Annotated in this window: 15 protein-coding genes; 8 read left to right on the top strand and 7 right to left on the bottom strand. The window is 35.7% G+C overall.

What is annotated here, in order from left to right; translation table 11 throughout:
• Positions 1 to 8 precede the first annotated feature (8 nt).
• Positions 9 to 1,136: a glycosyltransferase gene (locus EZJ43_RS07300; protein ID WP_243718055.1), complete on the bottom strand. Its 1,128-nt coding sequence runs from the start codon at positions 1,134 to 1,136 to the stop codon at positions 9 to 11.
• A 231-nt stretch (positions 1,137 to 1,367) separates the two neighbouring features.
• Here EZJ43_RS07300 and tgt point away from each other — a divergent pair, with 231 nt between their 5' ends.
• The 5 genes from tgt (at position 1,368) to EZJ43_RS07275 (ending at position 8,654) form a co-directional block, all read left to right on the top strand.
• Complete coding sequence (gene tgt, locus EZJ43_RS07295; RefSeq protein ID WP_133262055.1) at positions 1,368 to 2,498, top strand: tRNA guanosine(34) transglycosylase Tgt; 1,131 nt, start codon at positions 1,368 to 1,370, stop codon at positions 2,496 to 2,498.
• 2 nt (positions 2,499 to 2,500) lie between these two features.
• Complete coding sequence (locus tag EZJ43_RS07290; protein ID WP_133262054.1) at positions 2,501 to 3,604, top strand: LptF/LptG family permease; 1,104 nt, start codon at positions 2,501 to 2,503, stop codon at positions 3,602 to 3,604.
• A 2-nt stretch (positions 3,605 to 3,606) separates the two neighbouring features.
• A complete protein-coding gene (locus EZJ43_RS07285; protein WP_133262053.1) occupies positions 3,607 to 4,485 on the top strand; it encodes a DMT family transporter in 879 nt (292 codons plus the stop codon).
• Between the two features lie 1,078 nt (positions 4,486 to 5,563).
• Positions 5,564 to 8,371, top strand: coding sequence for a hypothetical protein (locus tag EZJ43_RS07280; protein ID WP_133262052.1), 2,808 nt, complete (start codon positions 5,564 to 5,566; stop codon positions 8,369 to 8,371).
• Positions 8,372 to 8,375: 4 nt separating this feature from the next.
• Complete coding sequence (locus EZJ43_RS07275; protein ID WP_133262051.1) at positions 8,376 to 8,654, top strand: lipopolysaccharide assembly protein LapA domain-containing protein; 279 nt, start codon at positions 8,376 to 8,378, stop codon at positions 8,652 to 8,654.
• 225 nt (positions 8,655 to 8,879) lie between these two features.
• Here EZJ43_RS07275 and EZJ43_RS07270 read toward each other — a convergent pair whose 3' ends face one another.
• Together EZJ43_RS07270 and EZJ43_RS07265 are read right to left on the bottom strand one after the other, a co-directional pair.
• Positions 8,880 to 9,848: a PorP/SprF family type IX secretion system membrane protein gene (locus EZJ43_RS07270; RefSeq protein ID WP_165953099.1), complete on the bottom strand. Its 969-nt coding sequence runs from the start codon at positions 9,846 to 9,848 to the stop codon at positions 8,880 to 8,882.
• A gap of 28 nt (positions 9,849 to 9,876) precedes the next feature.
• Complete coding sequence (locus tag EZJ43_RS07265; RefSeq protein ID WP_133262049.1) at positions 9,877 to 16,806, bottom strand: T9SS type B sorting domain-containing protein; 6,930 nt, start codon at positions 16,804 to 16,806, stop codon at positions 9,877 to 9,879.
• 253 nt (positions 16,807 to 17,059) lie between these two features.
• On the opposite strand from EZJ43_RS07265, the gene EZJ43_RS07260 reads away from it, so the two are divergent.
• Positions 17,060 to 18,793: a tetratricopeptide repeat protein gene (locus EZJ43_RS07260; protein ID WP_133262048.1), complete on the top strand. Its 1,734-nt coding sequence runs from the start codon at positions 17,060 to 17,062 to the stop codon at positions 18,791 to 18,793.
• Between the two features lie 37 nt (positions 18,794 to 18,830).
• Here the strand turns inward: EZJ43_RS07260 and EZJ43_RS07255 are convergent, their stop codons facing one another.
• Both EZJ43_RS07255 and EZJ43_RS07250 read right to left on the bottom strand, forming a co-directional pair.
• Entirely contained in the window at positions 18,831 to 19,124 is a 294-nt protein-coding gene (locus EZJ43_RS07255; RefSeq protein WP_133262047.1) for a hypothetical protein, read from the bottom strand.
• 112 nt (positions 19,125 to 19,236) lie between these two features.
• Complete coding sequence (locus EZJ43_RS07250) at positions 19,237 to 19,956, bottom strand: pirin family protein (RefSeq protein WP_133262046.1); 720 nt, start codon at positions 19,954 to 19,956, stop codon at positions 19,237 to 19,239.
• A gap of 323 nt (positions 19,957 to 20,279) precedes the next feature.
• Here EZJ43_RS07250 and EZJ43_RS07245 point away from each other — a divergent pair, with 323 nt between their 5' ends.
• Complete coding sequence (locus EZJ43_RS07245) at positions 20,280 to 21,194, top strand: Ppx/GppA phosphatase family protein (protein ID WP_133262045.1); 915 nt, start codon at positions 20,280 to 20,282, stop codon at positions 21,192 to 21,194.
• On the opposite strand, the gene EZJ43_RS07240 is transcribed toward EZJ43_RS07245, so the two are convergent.
• Complete coding sequence (locus EZJ43_RS07240) at positions 21,189 to 21,872, bottom strand: carboxypeptidase-like regulatory domain-containing protein (protein WP_133262044.1); 684 nt, start codon at positions 21,870 to 21,872, stop codon at positions 21,189 to 21,191. The two genes, EZJ43_RS07245 and EZJ43_RS07240, sit on opposite strands and share 6 nt — an antisense overlap.
• A 160-nt stretch (positions 21,873 to 22,032) precedes the next feature.
• Between EZJ43_RS07240 and EZJ43_RS07235 the strand changes: the two genes are divergently transcribed.
• Positions 22,033 to 22,227 (top strand): hypothetical protein, encoded by a 195-nt coding sequence (locus EZJ43_RS07235; protein WP_133262043.1) that lies wholly within the window; start codon positions 22,033 to 22,035, stop codon positions 22,225 to 22,227.
• A gap of 3 nt (positions 22,228 to 22,230) precedes the next feature.
• On the opposite strand, the gene EZJ43_RS07230 is transcribed toward EZJ43_RS07235, so the two are convergent.
• Positions 22,231 to 22,635: a thiol-disulfide oxidoreductase DCC family protein gene (locus tag EZJ43_RS07230; protein WP_133262042.1), complete on the bottom strand. Its 405-nt coding sequence runs from the start codon at positions 22,633 to 22,635 to the stop codon at positions 22,231 to 22,233.
• Between the last annotated feature and the right edge of the window lie 26 nt (positions 22,636 to 22,661).

The following is a 22,661-nucleotide window of genomic DNA, read 5'->3' as shown; positions in this document are numbered from 1 at the left end:
AAAAAATTTTATCTCCAATTTACTTTTTTCTTACCGAAAAGTGCAAAAAATCCATTTATCGACAAAAATAGGAATAAAAGTATATCTAAAATAGGAAAACACCAGCGCAAATCGCCACAATTTAAACGCTTTAGTAGTTTTAGATACACAAAACACTTAATAATAATGCTAAGCAACAATATGCCGCCAGCAATATATTGCGCATCTCTGCCGAAAAACATACAAGCTGTAAATGCACAATAAAACAAAAATTGGAAAATAATCTGCACACTTAGGATAAATTTATGCTTGCTTTTATAAAGTTTTCCTGCCCCAAAATGACGCTTCTTCTGCCTTAAATAACTTCTCCAACTGCTATTAGGCTCGCTCCATACTTGGCTGTCGCTACTAATTCTTATCTCTGTATTAAATGCATTTGCGTTTGCGTTTACAAATAAATCATCATCACCAGATTGGATGTGCATGTGTGCTGCAAAGCCCTTATTCTTAAAAAAAAGAGGCTTTTTGTAGGCTAAGTTCCGTCCAACACCCATATATGGCATTCCCTTTAGCGCAAACGAAAGGTAGTTTACGCCTGTAAAAAAAGTTTCGAACCGAATTAGCGCATTTAACAAACCCCTAGTTTTTATGTAGGGCGAAAAACCCAAAATTATTTCAGTTTCCTCACGATCAGATTGTTGCATGTATCTCAACCAATTCTCCGATTCGGGCACACAGTCCGCATCGGTAAACACCATCCACTCATATTTTGCTGCCTTAATGCCCATGGTTGCAGCAAACTTTTTCCCTGCAAGAAATTTATCACTATCTAATATTTTAACGATTTTTAAATTATCATACTTTTTTTCTAAATCCTCCAAGTAATCTTCTGTTCCATCCCACGATCGGTCGTTAACCACAACCACCTCAAATTCAGGATAATTTTGACTTAATACAATCGGTAAATATTGTTTTAAATTGACAATTTCATTTCGGGCACAAATAATCACGCTTACAGGCTTAGAAGCCGTTGTGGGTAATGCCTCTATTTGAGTATTTGTTAACCTTAAATGAACAAAAAGTACGAAATATAACTGTACTAAAAGGCAAAAAGCAAATATCGAAAGCAGAATAATTTCTATTATTGATAATATCACGATGTTAAATTAAATAGGCGCAAATCTCTGATTTTTAATCTATAATACATCTTTATGTTGATAAAAAATTAAACAAAAAAATGAAGCCTATTTTTGTTATTTTTGTGAGATTTTTGACGGCAATTAAACCTATTACAGGTTAAATATAATTAATAATAAGTCAAATTAATTTACCCCTCATTTGGAGCAGAAATTGCTATTTTGAGCATTGAAAAGATTAATAAAACATAGATGAAATTCAGTTTAGAAGCTAAAGATCCGCTTTCGAAAGCCAGGGCAGGAACAATTACTACTGCTCACGGCGAAATAGAAACTCCTATTTTTATGCCTGTGGGTACTGCCGGAACGGTAAAAGCAGTACATCAACGAGAACTTGAACAAGATATAAACGCGCAAATTATTTTAGGCAATACTTACCATTTATATTTAAGACCCGGACTTGATATTTTAGAGCGAGCCGGCGGTTTGCATAAATTTATTGGTTGGGACCGCCCAATTTTAACCGATAGCGGTGGTTACCAAGTGTATTCTTTAAGCAAAGTTCGTAAAATAAAGGAAGAAGGTGTAACTTTTCGCTCGCATATTGACGGATCAAAACATCTTTTTACCCCCGAATATGCAATGGATATCCAGCGTACAATTGGGGCTGATATTATTATGGCTTTTGATGAATGTACGCCATATCCATGCGATTATAACTACGCCGCAGCATCCATAAAAATGACACATCGTTGGTTAAAACGTTGCTGTACCCGTTTTGATAATACACAGCCCAAATATGGTTTTGATCAAACACTTTTTCCGATTGTGCAAGGCTCTGTTTATAAAGATTTAAGAGAAAAATCGGCAGAATTTATTGCCAACATGAACAGAGAGGGTAATGCCATTGGTGGTTTATCGGTAGGCGAACCCGCCGAGGAGATGTATGCAATGACCGAAGTAGTGTGCAATATATTACCTTACGAAAAACCGCGTTATTTAATGGGTGTAGGTACACCTATAAACCTGTTAGAAAATATTGCGTTGGGCATTGATATGTTTGACTGTGTTATGCCGACTAGAAACGCCAGAAATGGCATGTTATTTACTCGAAATGGACTAATAAACATTAGAAATAAAAAATGGGAAGATGATTTTTCTCCATTGGATGCAGATAGCGATTTGCACGTAGATTTAGTTACTAGTAAAGCGTACTTGAGGCATTTAATACACAGTAAAGAAATGCTTGGCGCCCAAATTGCAACCCTTCATAACCTACATTTCTATTTATGGTTGGTTAAAGAAGCTAGGAAACGGATAATTGCTGGCGATTTTTACGAATGGAAAAACAAAATGGTTAAAGTGCTGGGCAACAAACTTTAAAAATGAATATACTAAAAGGTCGCGTAAAAATTATAGATCGATACATCATCGGCAAATACTTGGGTACATTTATTTATACGTTGGCTATTTTCGTAATTATAATTATAGTGTTCGACCTTTCGGAGAAACTAGACAACTTTTTAAAAAGTGGCTTAACGTTATGGGGCATTTTATCTAAGTATTACGCAGGTTCTATTCCGTTTTATGTAAATATGTTGTCGCCGTTAATCAACTTTATAGCGGTCATATTTTTCACCGCTAAAATGGCCGATCAAACAGAAATTGTGCCTATTTTGAGTGGAGGCATAAGCTTTAACCGTTTCTTATTTCCATATTTCGTGGCTGCATCTGTGATATTCTCCGCAAATTTATTATCGAATTTATACCTTTTGCCGTACACCAACAAGCTTAAAAACGAATTCGAGAATACGTACGTGCGCACGAATGATGCATCGAGCAAGAGCAACATCCACATGAAACTGGATAAAAAAACATACGTCTTTATCGAGAGTTTCGATAATAAAACAAACTCTGGCTATCATTTCTCATTGGATAATTTTAATGGAGACGTATTAACTAAAAAAATTGTTGCCGAAAACATTAAATGGGATTCGCTGAAAAGGCAATGGCAATTAAGCAATTACTCTATCCGGAACATTAATGGCTTAAAAGAATCGATGATTTACGGCAACGGCAAACAGAAAGATACCATTTTGGATATGCGGCCTGATGATCTTTCTGCTTACGACAACGTGGTGCAGAACTTAAGTACAACGGAGCTTTCGGAAAAAATTAGGAAGGAAAAAATACGCGGAACTGGTATTATGAACGATCTGCAATTTGAACAATACAAGCGATACCTTACGCCATTATCTGCGTTTGTACTCACGCTAATCGGCGTTGCTCTCTCCTCCCGCAAGGTTCGTGGCGGTGTTGGCGTATCGTTAGGTATTGGTATATTTTTAAGTTTTGCATACATCGTTTTTAACCAGTTTACACAAATGTTTTCTCTCAAAGGAGGCTTGCCACCATTTATCGCTGTGCTACTGCCAACTATATTTTTTACCATCCTCGGCCTTATTTTAATTAAGAAAGCCCCAAAATAAGCATGCTAAAAGGCAATAAAAACCTAATCATATTACATGCTACGGTAATTGTGTGGGGTTTTACTAGCGTATTGGTAAAACTAATCACAATAGATGCTGTATCGATTGTTTGGTACCGCTTAATCATTGCGGTTGCAACGCTGATTCTATGGTTTGCGCTTACTAAAAAAAGCTTAAAAATCACTAAAAAACAATTCATTTCATTTGTACTTACAGGCGGAATTGTAGCCCTTCATTGGATATTTTTTTCCTATTCTATCCATGTTTCTACCATATCGGTAACGCTTGTTTGCATGTCATCCTTTACTTTATTTACATCTATAATAGAACCACTAATTAAAAAAACTAAGATTGTAATTCCCGATATTTTGGTTGGGATTTTAATTTGTATTGGTATTTTTATGATTTTTAAGTTCGAATCTAAATATACTTTAGGCATCATATTTGGTCTTTTAGCAGCGGTTGCAGCCAGTTTATTCTCCACTATAAACTCCACATTTGTTCAAAAATGCGACCCATCAATCATCAGTTTTTATGAACTGGCAGGTGGTTTATTTTGGATTACTTTATACAAATTTTGGGATGTAAATCTCTTAAATAAGAGCTTTATGTTATCAACTTCCGACTGGATTTACCTAACTATATTGGGCAGTATTTGCACCTCAGTGGCTTATGTTGCTGGCGTATCCGTAATGCGTACAATGTCGGCTTTCCGGGTATCATTGGTAAGCAATTTAGAACCCGTTTATGGCATCATTTTAGCATTAATTTTCTTTAAGGATTCTGAACAAATGACCACTGGATTTTACTTTGGTTCGATCATAATATTGGCAGCAGTTATCTTATATCCGATTTACAAAAATCGAAACAACTCGCTATAATTTGAGGGTTTAAAGCCCTATTTCCCGAAACACTTAGCAGGCAAATTTTGCCATGGACGCAGTCTATTATACCTGAATTAATCTATTATACTACGCGTAATCCTATAACCCAAACCAACCTTAAACGTTCATTATAACTCAAAAAAAGTCGGGAAAATGCGTAGTACAGCTAAAATTAACATCACTTTCTTACAGCCAATCAAAAATAAGATAAGCTGCTATTCCAGCGCATAAAGCCACTATTAGACACTTTTAAAGTAAGTGCTTCAAAATCCACTTACGTTGTCTTTTCTTCCGATTACATCCTTACAGAACCGTTAACGATGCGAATTTAGATGAAAAACCAACTATTTTAAGAGCTTAAATCATACAAAATTTTGAAATGACTGCAATTTATTTCAAGAAAATCGACGGGCTCTTGTCGTCATTAAATCTTATTTTCAAACTAATATTGACTCAACACTAAAGCGAAAAAGATATAAACCCTATTAAATTTAGCTTTCAAAAAATGTAGTAGTCTTCAGAAATTAATATGCCAAACTGGCATAGTATTGAAAAATGAGCAAACATGAAGTTAATTTGATTTTCAATTTCGCCCGCGAAATTTTCCAATAGACCTCTTCCCAAAAACTTTGAAAAGAGATAGAATTACAACCTAATTTTACCAAGATTAGAAGTTGTAGAGTAGCGATTTAATAAACTTAAAACGCACCAAAATTCACGACAAGAAAACGACCGAAAGATTGAAATTTGATCAAGATTTAAAGTGGATTCAAAATCTTTTATTTCCCGGAATACGTATGCATCAACGAAGTTTATTGATTTTTTTTTCGAGGAAAACAGATAATTAAGTGTACTTTAATAGCTGAATTAATAACGCATATTTAAGTTACATTTTTGGGTGATAATTTTAATAAAAATAAATTGTAGAATCGAAAAAATAAAGGTTTTACCGATTTATTTAAATATCATATATTATTGATAATCAGTTTGTTTTTTTTAACAAACTAAAGTTAAAATTTACAATAATACATATATCCAAATTTCAAAAAACTAAATATTTTAGCAAACGATTTAGATGAATTTAACCAAACAAGACAAAATGTTATTTATCAGGTACTTAACATGCTTTACCTTAAGTTTTATTTCATTATCGGTTTTTGGGCAGATTTTTAGTGCAGATCAAAACCCACTTAGTGTAAATTGGCGGACAATTGAGGTAGGTGGCTTTAAAATTATCTATCCTGCCGAGCTTGAAAAAGAGGCACAACGGATGGGCTATACCCTACCCTACATTTATCCCTTTACTGCAAGCGGGTATCACCTTAAAAAAACAGCGATACCCATCGTGCTTCAGAACCGCGGAACGGTTGCAAATGGCTTCGTCCAGCTCGGCCCAAAGAAATCGGAATTCTATACCACCCCACCCCAATATTTCGACAGCCAAGATTGGCTAAACAACCTAGCGATACACGAACTTAGGCATGTTGCACAATTTGACAAATTGACAGGAAATAAAAAAAACCCTTTCCCTGAGCTGGTGTACTTTGCTTATTTTGGTGCTGCCATACCGATATGGTTTTTCGAAGGTGATGCGGTTGTGAACGAGACCGCTTTAACAAGTTCGGGCAGAGGACGACAACCAAATTGGATTATGCCTTTTCGGACTTCGGTTTTAGAAGGGAAAAAATTATCTTACAGTAAGGCCTATTTTGGATCGGATAAAAGTGTAACACCGGGCTATTATCAAACCGGTTATTTAATGGTGGCAAACCTAAACCAGCAATATGGAAAATTCATTTCGGATAGCTTGCTACAAGACATCAAGAAAAGACCGCTAAGATTGTATCCCTTTTCGCAGACTTTAAAAAAATATACTGGCAAAAACACGCGTAAATTTTACCTCGCTACTCAAAATAAAATCGAAGAAAAATGGCAAAAACAAGCTGAAAATTCGCAGACTGAAAAGTACGCTAGCTTAAACAAAAAAGCAACCTTTGCCACCGACTATTTTTTACCTGTTCGGGTAAACAAAAATCAAATTTTAGCACTTAAAGAAAGCAAGGCCGAAGCCAAATATTTCGTACTCATAAATGCAGATAAATCCGAGCGCCGACTTTTCGGAATTGGCTACCAAGAGCAACCCTGGTTCAGCTTTGAAAATAACATTTTGGTGTGGGATGAAATTAGATACGATGCAAGGTTTAAGCAAAGGAGTTACAGCGTAATTTGTAGTTATAATTTAGCAACAAAAAAATTCAAACAACTCACAAACAAAACTCGCCTATTCTCTCCTAGTTTATCAGTTGACGGAAAAAAAATTGTTGCCGTGCAGGTTGACCTCAGCAACAAATTTAATTTAGTAGAATTGGATGCTGTGAATGGTTCGATTTTGAAGACCTATCCAAATCCAGAAAATTTCATTTTGCAAACTCCAAGTTTCAATCAATCGGGAAATAAGATTGCTTACATCAGCGTTAGCGAAAAAGGAAAAAGTTTAAACGTTTTGGAAAACTCAGAAAACACAATCTTAATTACTAACGTGAGACAGCAATTAAGCAGGCCGATTTTTATTAATGATAGAATAGCTTTTAACGCGCACTACAATGGAATTGATAACATTTATGACATAGACGTCGATTCAAAAAAAATAAGCGCCTTAACCGCTTCTAAATACGGCGCTTTTAATGTAAAAAAATCCGATAAGGGGAAAATCACTTTTAACAATTATAAAATTAATGGCTACGAAATTGCCGAAACAAATTTGGAGGAGAAAGAAGTTGGAAAAGATGAATTCGTAAATTTTTTATCCTCAACCGTAAAAAAAGATTCGATTGATGTTTTTAAGAACATCCCAAAACCAGACACACTACTCACCTCCAAACCCTATCATCAATTAGAAAATCTTTTCAATTTCCATAGTATTATTCCGGTAATTGATGATGAATATACTTATGGATTAGCATTACAATCGAACAATCTTTTAAACACCATGAATTTTTCTACTGGCGCAAAATACCACAGCGATTTAAAAAGAGTTGAATATACAGCAGATATGAGCTATAAAGCACTGTATCCGGTTTTAAGTCTTGCCTATCGCAATAGGCCGAAAAGGTTGTTCTACAGCGCTAAAAATGGCCCGCAGCAAGGCGACTGGAGAGAGAACTATGTAAAATTGAATGTTTCGCTGCCAGTATCGTTTAGCGTTCGCAACCAAAACTATTCAATTTCGCTAAATGCAGCAACCAGCTACACCAAAAGGTACCTGTTTGAGAACTTGCCCTCAAATTTGATTACAGAGGTAAAATTCCCGCTTGAGTATAGTTTTACCTTTAACCACAGCACCAGTACCGCAGCGCGAGATGTAGCACCAAAATTTGCTCAAATTTTGCGAGTTAATTACGACCACCAGCCTTTTGATAAAAATTTAAAAGGCGAAATATTGGGCTTAGAGAGTTTCTTCTATTTTCCTGGCATTGCTAAAAATCATTCTTTTTTGGCAAGTTTTAATTATCAAAAAGGTACAGGTGTAAATCAGTATGCTACCGAAATTTCTACAGTTTACGGTTATAATAATATTTTGGCAAAAAACAAAATGCAAAATACATTGCTTTTTAATTACCGCTTTCCTTTTGCCTACCCCGATTGGGAAATTGGATCGCTGGCTTACATCCGCAATTTTAGAGGAGGGTTATTTTGCCATTATGAAAACCTTGGTATTAACACTAAAATTACCGAACCAAAAACTTTTGGTGTAGAAATAAATACTAGTTTAAACCTTTTTAGGTATCAGCCTGTTGTAGATTTAGGCGCACGTTTGATTTTTGTTAACAAAATTTACAATCAAAATCCAATATTAGAGTTTTCATTTAATTATAGCTTTTAAACGCATGAGCGGAAAAACCATTTTCATTATTATTTTAACTGTGTTATTAACCATTTTTTTAATGGTAAACACAGAACCTGTAGATTTCGATTTTTTAGTTACCACACTATCCGTTTCTAAACTCTTAGTTATTGGGATTTGTATTTTAGTTGGCTTTATAATAGGCTTCGTTGCCGGCAGACCACGTAAAACTGTAAAAAGTTATGATGATGAGATTGAAAAAAACCTTCAAAACTTGAAGAAAAATGAATTGAGTGATGAAGATAGGGCGTATATTAGCTAGGGTAAGGATTAGAAAGATTTTAGGATTTTCGAGATCTGGGCTGGGCGTTTAAAAATAAAATCGGTTAGGATTTTCGAAATTAGGGCGTGAGGGGGATTGCTATCGAACTCTAATAATCAAATTTCAATTATCGACTTAAGTTTAAATAGCAAAAATAAAAACGGGTTTGGCACAAATTGTATCAAACCCGTTTTGCACGTAAAATAATTGCTAATTACTTTCGGTTTACGGAATGATGAAAGCCAAAGAAATATCGTGTGTACCAACATTTAGCCCAACACTGCTAGAAGCATTGAAATTATATAAGTAACCGATTTTTATACTGTTTTTCGCGTTATTTAGCTGATAAGACAGCATCGGTCTGATTATGGATTGAGTTAAGCTTCGTCCATTATCTTCCGTTATGGTTGACACCTCTTCTATTCTTTGTCTGAAACCAATACCAAAGGCCAAAGACCTATTCATTAAAATTTGAGCATTTACATCTATAGAGGTTATGCCACCCATGTTTTTGATGAACAGGAACGTGGGAGTTAACATTAAATTACCCTGAATAGGCAGATTGGCACCCATAATGGCGTACAAATTTATTTTGCGGAAAGTTGCCGGCACTTGGTTGGAATAACTATCCTTATTGGTGTAAAGCGATAAAATATTATCGAAAGATAAACCAAAATAATATTTATTGTTGATGCGTCCTGCAATGCCAAATCTAGCATCAAACTTAGAGCTATAAATATTTCGCCTCGCTAACGGATCTCCATCCTTAACGGTAACTAAATCTGATAAATTTATATCGAACTGCTGTACGCCAATCCCTATGGATGATGAAAGCACCATATTTTCTGAAACCGGCAGGTGATACACATAATTGCCATAACCCACGGTGTAACTATCGTTGCCAAAAGTATTTTTGACCGCATTAAAACCAATACTTGATTTTACTTTGGGCAAATTCACGTTTCCACCAACCGATAGCGTGTATGCTTTGGCGCCACTGCCCTGTGCACCACTTACCGCTTGATATTGAGCATTACCCATTGCCTGGCTTTCGGTACCCATAAATGCTGGGTTTATAAAAGTTTTATCTAATATAAATTGGCTGCCTTGCATTTCCAATTGCGCTTTAGCAACAGTACTCGAGATGATGATGGTTAAAGCAACCATCATCATGTTTTTTAAAAATATTTTCATTTTTATAATCATTAAACTAAATACCACACTATTGATAAACTATGGTTATAAAACCTCTAAAAGTTACTTCTTTACCATCTTTATCTACGGCTTTCAAAATGTACCCGTAAGATCCCATTGGGAGCGTATCTCCATTCCAATCGTTTTGATAGTTTTGCTTTTTATAAACGATATTGTAGCTTTTGTTAAAAATGGTTAACGAATTACTGACGTAGAAATCGTTTAAACCTACTATTTCAAACACATCATTAATTCCATCACCGTTAGGCGTAAATAAAGTTGGTATAAGGATTTTAGCTTCGCTTGCCCTTTTATCTACTACAAAAACCGTATTTGCTGGTATTAAATTGTTGCTTAGGTTGCCATCGTTATTTACAGTTACCTTACCTTTACCAAGAGTTTGAGTGCCAACTTTTAGTGCTCTTAAGATAACTTCGCTTTTTACAGATTCATTAACCGCAATTTTTAAGGTATTGATTTTGATGGTATGGTTTGCAAAATCGTACACTACATCGCTACTTGCCGAAACAAATTCGAAAGCTTTACTAAGTGTATCAATTAGCACCGTGTTTACGGCCAAATCTGGCCCCATATTTTTATTAGTTAATGTGTATTTTAACGTATCGCCAACATTAACACGGATTTTACTAATTTGGTTGCTTACCATAATATCGGCGTTACCTTCTAAAACAAGCGTTATTGGCGCGGCAATGGTTCCAATAATATTATCGCCCTGATTGGTTATTGGTTGCGTTACCTTAGCCGTATATTCCTTCTTCTCCTCCTTGTCGTACACTTTAATTACAACATTTTTATTCTCATCACCAGTATTTCCGGTAACCGGGATAAAGCCAACCGCCTGCCCATCTTGCAAGGTAGTTTGATTTACAATGTTGACTAAGTTATTGTTTACATAAACATACGTTTCGTACCTGTTTGTGGTATCGTTTACAATTTGCCCGCCTTGATTAATTACAGATGTTACCGACATGTTGGTTTCGTAATTGGTACTATTTACCGACATATTGTTATTAACCGTGCTATTAATTATCGTATTGCTGTTGTTTACAACTAAAGGCGTAGTACTGTCTTTAATCGGACTCACATCTGGCATAGGTATAATATTTACTTCCGGATCGTAAACAACTGCTGGTATTGTAAATCCATCGCCATTGCTATAAAATTTATAACCTTTACCTGGCCTTAAGTACTTTAAACTACCCGACCAAGAATCGCTAGCAGCATTATACTGCGCAAACTCTTCTTGACTCACCATTTGACTACCATCTGCAGGCTTATAGTTTTTAAGGTAATTTTTCAATTCCATATTAACAGCCAGCGGGTAACCTGCCCAATTCCAACCTTTGTTTAACTGAACATTTACATTTTTAGTAATAAACTGTCCTAGCACCCTCAAGCTATCAGGCTTAGCTAAATATATCATGTAGCTGTTGTAAACATTTAAGCTATCTAATGAACCTGCCCAACCTAACTTTTTATTGTACTGACTGTAAACATTATTGCTATTCAAAGTTTTAATAACATCGCCTTCGGTAGGTTTTAAACTCGCCAATACTTTTTTAAGGCTCATGTCACTATTTTTTACATTCAGCGAAATCCATGTCCAGCCTTTTTTGAGTGGTATGGTTTGGTAAACACCTTCGGGATGAAGAATAAATGTATTATCGGCGCTTCCAACCGTTCCATTTGGCACGAAGTTAATTCGCTCTAAGCCTTGGTACTCAATACCAGGATAGGTATCCCAAAAATGTACCGATAAACTTTCGTTGGCTGCGTTAGAATATGCCGTGATAAACGCCACATATTTTTTCGAATTGGCATCATAGGTAATATCAGCAACTCCTCTACACTCATCGCCAACAAATACACCCATTTTATCTCTCACATCAATCGAAGTAAGGGTATCGGTAGCGTTTAAACTAAACTGAGTAGTTAAACTCATGTTGTACTTAAAGTTTGATGGATTAACCGTCCAATTTGGAGGTGTACGCAATACATTAACGATTACGTACAACAACTGCCTTTTGTTATCGGCCATTGTAATAACGGTATCGGTATAAGTACCTGTATTAAGGTTTTTATCAATAATAAAATCGATGTTCTGCTCGCCTAAAGGCACCAATTTACCTGCTTTGTACGATGGCGTTAACCAAGCGGGATATTTTACGATGCTGAAATCTTGAACGAGCGCAGATTTATTTTTCAGCTTTGCGCTGAAGTTACTTTGCACATTTTCTATTGCATTTATATTAACATTTGTTGGCGCCCAGTAAACCGGACTAAGGTTAACAACAAAATCCCATTTTACGCTATCGGCAACCTTGTTTCCGCTCAAATCAAGTAAATTTTTAACAATTGCGGTCAGCTCTACGTTTTCGTAATCGCTCATGGCAGATTCTGGTATGGTTTTTACAATAAATGTTCTACCATCGCCTGTAACCGTTGCCGGGATAATTTGTCCGTTGTCTTTTCGCTTTAAAATAACTTTTACGGGATTGGCTAAATTGGTGTAAACAATATCTTTGTTAAATTTAACCCCAACAACATCGCTTGATGTTAAGATACCATTTGCGGGTGTGGGCAAACCAAATGCTACTGCCGATACTCGATCTATCGTTCCGCTGTACACCGGCGAATAGTTAACATCCACGCTCTGGCAAACTGCTATCGATCTGATTTCATATTTTCCATCGGGCAAAGTGCTTACATCGAAAGTGTAATCGTAATATTTGTCTTTTAAATCTGATTTTGGAACTGTAACAACCGTTTGCCACAACGAGTTCTCATAATCTTGATTAATTTTTCGGTACTGCAAACCAACGGTAGTGAGTGGAGATGCTGCCGAAGCATCGTATTTGCTAAATGCTACAAATAATTTATTGCTGTTTGATTGATTGACTAACCAATTATTCCCAGGCACAAACAAATCTATATCACTACATTTATTTTGGAAATAAGCATTTATCTTAACGGATGGTTTCGCAATATTTGCATCAGAAATATCATCCAAGGTGTTGTCGCATGTAGAAAAAATTACCAATGATAAATCTTCATACACACTAGAAAGTGGACCTCTAAAAACTTCTACTGGTAATTTAAAGCTTTTTCCTGTTGGGATAAAATAGGTGGCCTGTCCGTTGGTAACATCTTGTCCACCTACTAAAACTCTTGCACCGTTTGGATTGCTTAAAGGATTTAATTTAATTGCATATTCTACCGTTTCATCGCTTTCGCTTCTATTCGAAATTAAAATCTCGAATTTTGCGGCCTGATCTGAAGGCACGTTGCGTTGCTCACTTGCTCCACTAACCTGCATTGCTGGCAAATGGCGGTATTGTGTGTTGTCTTCATGTGGACAACTGGTAGAGCCAGATATCACTTTAAAAACTGGTGTACCATAAACTTTATCCTTTTTTAAATCGATGGAGATAAAATCGCCCAAATCGTTATCTTCTAAGTGATAACTCGTTGTGGTGGTTTTTATAGCGCTAGTTTCGTTCGCTTCTGACCAATTAAATCTAAAAGTAGCCAAGCCCCCGAAAGTTTTCTCGTTTGCCGCCCCACTTTTTACAACACCACCTACGGTTATTTCGCCATTTAAGTAAACAGATACTTCGCTAGAACTCGTAGTATCACTCTCCATACTAATTGAGTTGTCATACACCGCACCTGCACTTAGCGATATATTATCGCCCACTACACCTTGGGTACCGACAGGCAATTTTACCGCACCCGCTTTATCTCTATTCGTTTTATTATTGGCTAGCGCTTTTTGCCATGCTGCAATACTGGCTTTATATTCTAATTGAGACCTATTTAAATCGATTAAATTTTGAATGGTTATACTTTTATCTCCACTATCAAATTTCTGTTGCGTAACATCAAAAGTGTTTTTGGAAATGGAGTATAAAGTTTCTAACTGTTTTAATAGAATATTTTTGATGTGATATTCGGTATATAAAAACGTTGTGTTAAAATTGTTAAGATCGGCAGCTAAAGCCGTATCTCTTACCATGTCCATCTTTACCGCATCATATTTTAAAATATCCGTTAGGGCATACACCATATTCATCGATGCACCAACATAAACATCACCATCTGCACCCACCAATGTTTCTTCTCCCGAGGTAGAGAAATCCTCTGTAAACGTATTGGTAAATGTAGTACTTGTACTGGAACTCTTATCAGCACCAGCTTCCACTCGTGCAGTTACCTGCACAGCTGCACTGTACTCGCCACTTATTGGCGCAACAGCACCCACACCTATTTTTAAATCTGTATAAGCACCACCACCTGCGCCACCCGCATATTGGGTTGTCATTTTAGTACTCATGGTTGTACCTTTGCTTATGGTAGCGAAGGATTTATCGCCTGGTGGGTCGTGGAGTACAAATAATGGTATTTCTGGTGTTTTGGTTACAAACGTGGCACTACGGGCTCGTTCTCCTTCTACAACCACTGAGATGATTTGATTGGCTTCCCTCGAGCCTACCTTGCCAACAATTTGAATTGTTTTTTGATAGGGCGCTTCCAACACTGGTGCACCTACTTTAACTTTATATTTTACAGCATGCGTTAAGCTATCTAATTTATATTCTTTCCGATCTACAAGATCAGATATGGCATCATAGATGTAAACATCACCTGTATCTAAAATACATGCGTAGTTAACATCTCGATAAGAATAACTTTCTCTTATTTTAACATCTAAAACATGTTTATCATTTTGTACTAACAGATATTTATAAACACCACCGGGATTAAATCTAACTGAATCAGCAAAAGCTGGATTGCCACCATTTATTAATAATTGTAATTTATCATGATAAATAAATTCCATTTTCGGCACGCTTGCAACGTAAGTTGTATCACTTATTAAAACTGAATCTTTTCGAGAAGGTACAATTTTATAGATCGAGCCATCTGGTCTAAATGTAGTATCAGCAGGTATTGTGTTAATTTTTATACTTTTCTGAATATTTTTTGTAGTATCTTTTTGTGCTAAATCTACTTTCAGTAAATTATAGGTTTTAGTAAAATATTCAAGTTTGTTGGAATTAATTCCAGTGTTTTCATAAACCTGAACAATTTGTCCTTCGAAACCTGTTGCAGGCAAAACCATTGTAATTTCGCCCATTTTCTGTTGGCCAGGGTTTCTTGGATTGCCCTTATCCCAATCGTAAGAACTTACATGCAATAGCTTACCATACTTAATCGGCTGCGGTGGCCCGTTTACGTTAGTTGTACCTGTTTTAAGCGAATTTAATTTGAGGGTTACATACTCTCCTATCGGCGCATCGCAACTGGCCGTAACTTTAATAGTAAGCGTTTCAGTAGCGTTATCAACAAAATTGAAGTCGTTTATTAATTTATTAACATTTACAGTCCGAATAGTATCGGTAGTGCCAGCAAAATCAATACGATGATCTTTAAATTTAATTTGAATAGCATGTGGGCCAGGCGTACTAATGCCCAAGTTATAAGAACCATCACTTTTAGTTGTAAGTGTACTAAATTTCCCATCTATCCAAACTTCTGCGTCTTGCAATGGCAAAAACACGTCATTGTTAAGCGAATCTTTAATGGCTGTAAAATATACCTTCCCGCTAATGGCGAAGGATGCGGTATCAGTAAAATCTACATTTTGCTTGTTAGCATCATCATAAGTTAATTTTCTACTTAAAGAATCAGGATTGAAACGTTTTTTAGTGTAACCCGGTACAGCCGGTGTCATTACATAATCAGCACCGTTGCCATAAAACACATTCAAAATTTGGTAATATCCAGATGCATCTGTGGTATCGCTATAAGTGTATTTGTCTGAATTTTTATTATCAGAAATTTTCAATTTAGATGTTGCGGTAACCACTATACCTTCTGATCCTGCATTTGTTTTACCTTTGATGTAGCCGCTTATTTTACCATTTGGCAAGCTTTTCCCATCTACAATTGGCAACCTAAAGTTTTCGTCTATTGCGGGTGTACTGTCATCATCGTCGTTAACAAACCCAATAGTATAACTGTAGTACATACCTGGTATTACATCGCTATCGCTATAAGTTTTAGCTGATTCGCTTAAATTAATGAGCTGTTCCCCATCTTTGTACACAATAATTTCACCTATGCCCTTCGTACTGTTATACGATGGCCACGTTAATTTTACTCTACCTGCCTGATCCGTTGTTGCAGTGACCGCTTTTTTAACATAATTAAAGGAACTAGCATTGAAGGCCGGCTCACAAGCATTGCCACTATGATTCCAATCGCTTGGCGCATTGCTACTAAGTACAGTACGTATACTGTAAACATAATTACCACTGCTAGGCACTGTTTTATCGGTATAATTCCGCACATTACCAGCTAATTTTGTTATGTAGTTTCCATTTCTATAAACTTCAAAATTTAACTTGCTATCATCAATATTCGAGCCCTTAGCCCAAGTAAGTAATGGAAAAACCTGATCCGTTACGTTAAGGTTTGTAATGGCTTTAAGTTTGGGTGTTGTTCCACTTCGATATACAGTACCCCATTTTAACGTACAACCAGAACAGTCTTTTCCCCATTCGTAATATATTTGAACATTATAATCTCTGTATGGGCCAATATTACTAGAGCTACTGCCCGCTGGATAACTTCGATAACCGTTATTGTGCTCAACATCTCCATAGTAATAATTCCAACCTTGGTAACCAATAAAATTAGTCATTTTAAGACGAGCATATGAATCACCAGCACCCGTCATCGGTAAATCGCCCCAAATTATCTTCAAATATAGGTCATTTACTTCCTTACGAATTAAACCATCAAAATCTTCAGGGCTACTTTGCCCAAAACCTTTGAGTTGGCAAAATACGCCGAGTAATGAAATGAATAAAATTTTCTTGAAAAAAGAAAAATGTCTTTTGTTAGAAAAGCAAATAAGTAATGGTTTTTCCATAATGATAAATTTAGAATAAGCAAAAGTTTACTGAACTCAAAAATGGCAAACAATGTGTTTACAGTGCAAATTTTAGGGGGGGACAAAAAAGAGACAAATAAAAAACGTGGTCCTTACTTATTTTAAATATCAAAAAATCAATACGTTATAAGATTAACTTACACTTTTCGAAAATGAACAGGCCGCAGCATTTCAATTTGGTGGAATTAATTAAGATATTGGTGGTGGATCTGAACATCTCTTAATTAACATAATGAGTACCAAGAAGCTAATCATTCTTTCTATTTTTTTTATATGTCCATTATTTTTACGCGCGTACAATACTCCAGAAATCAACAATAAAATTATTGAGGCCATAAAAAAGCAAAGTGCATCAATAAAAAATTTACAAGACCTGAATATTGTTACAAGTCAAGCGTTTGATGGCTTCTCGAAAACTGACCCTTCCAGAACTATAATAGAACAAGTTTTTAGTGCCAATTTAATTGCATCGAAACAACAAAAGCTAAACGACAGTACAACCAATCTATTTAAGAAAGCAATTTTAAATTGCGAGAAAACAAAGCAAAAGGAACTGCAGATTTGGGCATCGTTACAGTATGGCTTCTACCTTTACACTTATCGTAAGTACGAAAATTCTTTCCCATTTTTTAGTTACTGCATAAAAAATTTAGACAAAGCAGATGATAGTGAGGTGATATCGCCTGGTGAAACTTATAAAAAAATAGCATACTTTTTAAGTACAGTTGGCGATTACCATAAAGCCATAGAATATTTAGAAATTGCCAATAAAAATGCTAATGGCGACCTAGTACAACTGGCCAGCATAACCGATGCGCTAGGTCTATGCTACATCAGACTTAACAAACCAGAAGAAGCCGAAAAATATTTTAACGAAACACTGGCACACGCAAAAGCCAGTAATGATGAGCTTCGTTATGGGAAAGCACTCGGAAATTTAGCAGAGATTAATCTAAAGAACAAAAACTTCACTTTAGCTTTACAGCGTTTACAACAAGATTTAACCCTCTCTAAAAAAGTAGGAAATGTACAAAATACAGTTTACGCGCTAGTATTGATTAGCAAAGTTTATTTGGCAAGCGATAACCTTTCGGAGGCAACTATCAACTTAAATTTAGCAAGAAAATTGGCGTCGTCGCAAGTTCAGTTTAAAAGTGATGATTATGAAATAAATACGCTCATTTTAGAAATCGCTAAGAAAACCGGAAATGTAGCGGATGAATTATCAGCCAGAAGAAATTTAGAAACATTAAAAAATCAACTCCGAACGCTCGATAGCAAGGATATTATAATGCGAATGGGCTGGAATTTAGAAAAAGCAAAATTACAGGCGAGCGTGGAGACTGAAAAAGATAAGCGTGCTAAGGAGTCCATACTGAAAATGGGCGCCATAATTTGTTGTGCATTTCTATCCATTATCATGATCTTGGTGGTAAACCGATATAAAGAAACCATAAAATCAGACAAAGCGAATTTCAACAACACCGTATTGGCATTTAAACTGGATAAAGTTAATTCTGAACAGAAATTGAGTACAAGTACGCAAACATTAGCTGCTTACAAAACTTACCTCGACGAGAAAAACAGTCAGATAGAACTGTTAGAAATGGAGGTAGAAAAAGCAAATACATCTACTTCTTATGAAGGTAAACAGCATTCGGAAAAAATACTTTCGCTCTTAAACTCTCACCTTTTAACCAATGAATCTTGGTTAGCTTTCAAAAAATCTTTCATAGAAGCGTATCCTGAATACTACCAACATTTAATCCAGAATTTTTCAGGCATTACAGACTCAAATTTGAGATTGATCTTTTTAACCAAACTCGGCATGAACAATGTAGAAATATCGAGAATTTTAGGTTTATCGATAGATGCTGTTAAAAAGGCAAAACAAAGGCTGAAAAAGAGATATTCTGAGTTGTATGATGCCATTTTTGAAGAACAAAATAAGGAACTTAATCGTTAAAATTAGGGTCAGCATTAGGTTCTAGCTAAAGCAGCGATTACAACGCCTCCATAATCTCCCCGTACAATAACCCACTCCCACCCCCATAATGTTGTATTATTTTTAAGCTGGGTTTTATCGCACGGAGCTCTAGCTTTAATCCATCTTCACAATCTTGATCAATACCGTTGCCAAGTAAAACTAAATCTACTACTTGTTCGTGGCAAATTGAAATCGCTTCATCATCCGTGCAAACACTAAAACCATTCCACTCTGGCCGAGCGTTAAGCAAGCGCCTCATTATTTTGGTAATTTTGGCATCTCTACCAATGTAAAGTTTTGTAGTTTGCATATTCTTGATTTCAAAGGTAAAAGCAAAAAGCCTAAGGCTGAAAGGTTGAAAGTTACAAGCTTATAATTAGGCAATTAGACCTACAGCCCGTAACTCACAACCGTTAACCAATTTAAAACTCCATCGGAACATCCATTAACAATACTTCTGCATCGGCGGTATTTGCTTTAAATTTAATTGCATCGGTTTCCCAAATCCCTAAGCCATCTTTTTCATTTAAAATATGTCCGTCAATGGTAACTTCTCCGCTTATTACAAAAGCATAAACCCCATTACCTGCCTTTTTAATTTTATAGTCGGTTGCAAAATCGGCATCAAATTTCCCTAAAGAGAACCATGCATCTTGATGAATCCATACGTTATCATCGGTTGAATTTGGAGATAAAATTTGCTGAAAATTGTTGTGCCTAGCATTTACATCAAGCATGCGTTGATCGTAACGTGGAGCAACATTTTTCTGGTTCGGGAATAACCAAATCTGCAATAAATTTAATTGAACGTTAGGCAGCGCATTAACCTCGCTGTGACTAACACCCGTACCTGCACTCATTACCTGTATTTCGCCAGCTTTTATTACTGCTTCGTTGCCCATACTGTCTTTATGCGCAATTGCGCCAGCCAATGGAATGGTAATAATTTCCATATTATCATGCGGGTGCGCACCGAAACCCTGTCCGCCATCAATCAAATCGTCATTTAAAACCCTTAACGCACCAAAGTGCATCCGTTCAGAATTATAATAGTTAGCGAAGCTAAAAGAATGATGCGCATTTAACCAACCATGATTTGCATGGCCTCTGGTATTTTCTTTGTGCAAAATAAACTGTGACATAATTTTTCCTTTCTTGTTTATGATACAAATTTACTGCGACATTTATTCTAAAGCATTGATGTAAGATAAGTAAGTAGTGATGAGAGTTGAGTGATGAGATATGAGTTAGCTAGCGGTAAAACCTTTCCCACAGTTCTGTTTTCGCTACTGGCTTATTTCCTATTCCCTTATTCCTATCGCTTAATAACTATTTCCTACTCTCTATGTCCGATTCCCTTATTCTAACTGCCTAATAGCTATTGCGTAATACCTATTTCCTTATACCCATTCCCTATTTTCTATTCTAAAACATTAAACTGATATTTAACAAAAAAATTAAAACCATGCGTGTAGCCGTAATCGATTTAGGAACCAATACTTTTCATCTTTTAATAGCCGAAATTAAAAATCATCAATTTAGTATTTTATATAAAACCAATGTGCCCGTTAAACTGGGCGAAGGCAAAATTAACGACAACTTAATTATTCCTGAAGCTTTTAAACGAGGAATCGACACTTTAAAAAGTTTTAACGAAACCATTAACAGTTACCATGTAGATCAAATTTCCGCCACAGCAACATCAGCAATTAGGAGTGCTAAAAATGGCGAAGAGTTTGTAACCGTTGCAAAAGCAGAAGCGCAAATATCAATTAAAATTATAACCGGCGATGAAGAAGCGCAACTAATTTATAATGGCGTAAAATTAAGCGGCGCAATAACCAACACAGCATTAATAATGGACATCGGTGGCGGAAGCATAGAATTTATATTGTGTGATAATGAAAATATTTTTTGGAAAAAAAGCTATAACATTGGCGCCGCAAGGCTGATGCAACAATACTTCCATTCAGACCCAATTTCTGATGGCGATAAAAATGCCATATTATTTCATGTGCAAAATGAATTAGCAGATTTATTCGAAATTTGCGAAACCTATCACCCAAAAACATTAATCGGTTCTGCTGGTGCATTCGAAACTTTTGCGTCGCTTATTATCAAAAAAAATAATTCAGATGAAAATATTGAAACTGCCATAAGTTACACCTTTGAATACGATGACTATATTAAAGTTGCAACAACTTTAATTAACGCTAGCCACAATCAACGACACGAAATGCCAGGAATGATTCCGTTAAGAGTTGATATGATTGTTGTAGCAGCGCTGATAACCAGTTACGTTTTAGGTAGAACACAGATTAATCAACTTAAACTTTCTACGTACGATTTAAAAATGGGCGTTTTGTCTTCTTACCTATAACGATTTCACAGGCTGTTTTACCATAATCATTTTACCCATAATCATACTTTCTGATCGTTCGGCCACAAAATCATTTTGCTTTTCTTGCGTAGTGTTAAGTTGCATGGTACCACCAAAGCGCAAACTCTCAATACTTAACAAATTGTTTTTTGCATTAAAACCAGCATTCAGTTTTATGTAATATCTTCCGGTTTTATCCGTTAGGGCAAATAACTTTGTATTTTGAATTACAACCCTTACACCCACTAATGGCTGTTTATTTTCATCAACAACATAACCAGAAATTGATTTAATAATTAATGGCTTGTTATCATTAATTTTAAAAGGTGCAACGCTTTGATGCAGCTCAACCGGCCTTTTAATTGGCGATGCCATTACCGTTGGATTAAATAAGCCTACACCAATTGCCAAAACGCCTAAATATTTCATCCAAACATTATTTTTTGGAACCAGTAATAACTGATAATTGATTTGGTTGAGTTGTGATTTACTCAGCCTACCGCAAATCTCATTTTTACGGTTGTTGAGTACGGCGATAATTTCTGCATTCGAATGTGTCGAAAAGTCGATTACATTTTTATTGCATGCTGCACAAAAATTCTCTCCTGTGCGTTTCTCCATTTTATCCCAATTTTGGTTACATGGTTCGGCTATGGTAATTTGAAATTTGGCTTTCATCGGTAGTTATTTTTTGTATTGATGATTAAATACCCAACCAATTTCCATAAAATCCTACAAAAAAAATGAATTTAAGGTTTAAAAGCCGAAATTTTTCCAGCAAACTTTCAACCTCACAATAGATTTTTTTTTCTAATATTTGCACCATACAAATTATACCATGAGAAAAATTTTAGCTGTTCTCTGCACCATCCTCACCGTTTTTGCAATTAAAGAAACCGTATATCTCTTCCTATCGAAAGACGCGGATATTATCGCACAAAAAACTCAACTTCAAATCACCGCTTTAAGCATTACCATTCCACTTATTATTTTAAGTTTGTGGCTTTGGTCACCTAAGAAAAAGGAGGATTAAAACTCAATTATAAAATTTATTTTTCAATTCAGGCGTTGGCACCCAACAACTTTCTTGCTTGCCCCACCACTTATAGCGGTTTTTGGCAACAATATCATAAACCCAATCTCTAATAAATTTAGGCACTACAATAAACCCATACATCAACGGCCATAATCCGCTTAAATTTTTGGTAATTCTTAATGCTGATGATGATTTGGTGTACAATTTTCCATCTTCCAAAAGTAACGTAGAATTTAAGTTTTCTAAATCAACATTAAATTTCGGCAATATTTCTTTCGCATACTCGCCTTGCAATGCTGAGAACTTAAAAACATTTTTTTTATCCCGTTCAATTACAAACTGTACCGACGCATTGCAAAGATTGCAAACTCCATCAAAAAAAATTACTGGCTTTTCTAAACTCATAGTGCAAATTTAAATATTCTCAATAA

The sequence above is a fragment of the Pedobacter changchengzhani genome (genome assembly GCF_004354365.1).
GTDB classification, from domain to species: Bacteria; Bacteroidota; Bacteroidia; order Sphingobacteriales; family Sphingobacteriaceae; genus Pedobacter; species Pedobacter changchengzhani.
Note: the sequence above shows the minus strand (reverse complement) of the source record. Positions and strands in the feature narration are given on the sequence as shown.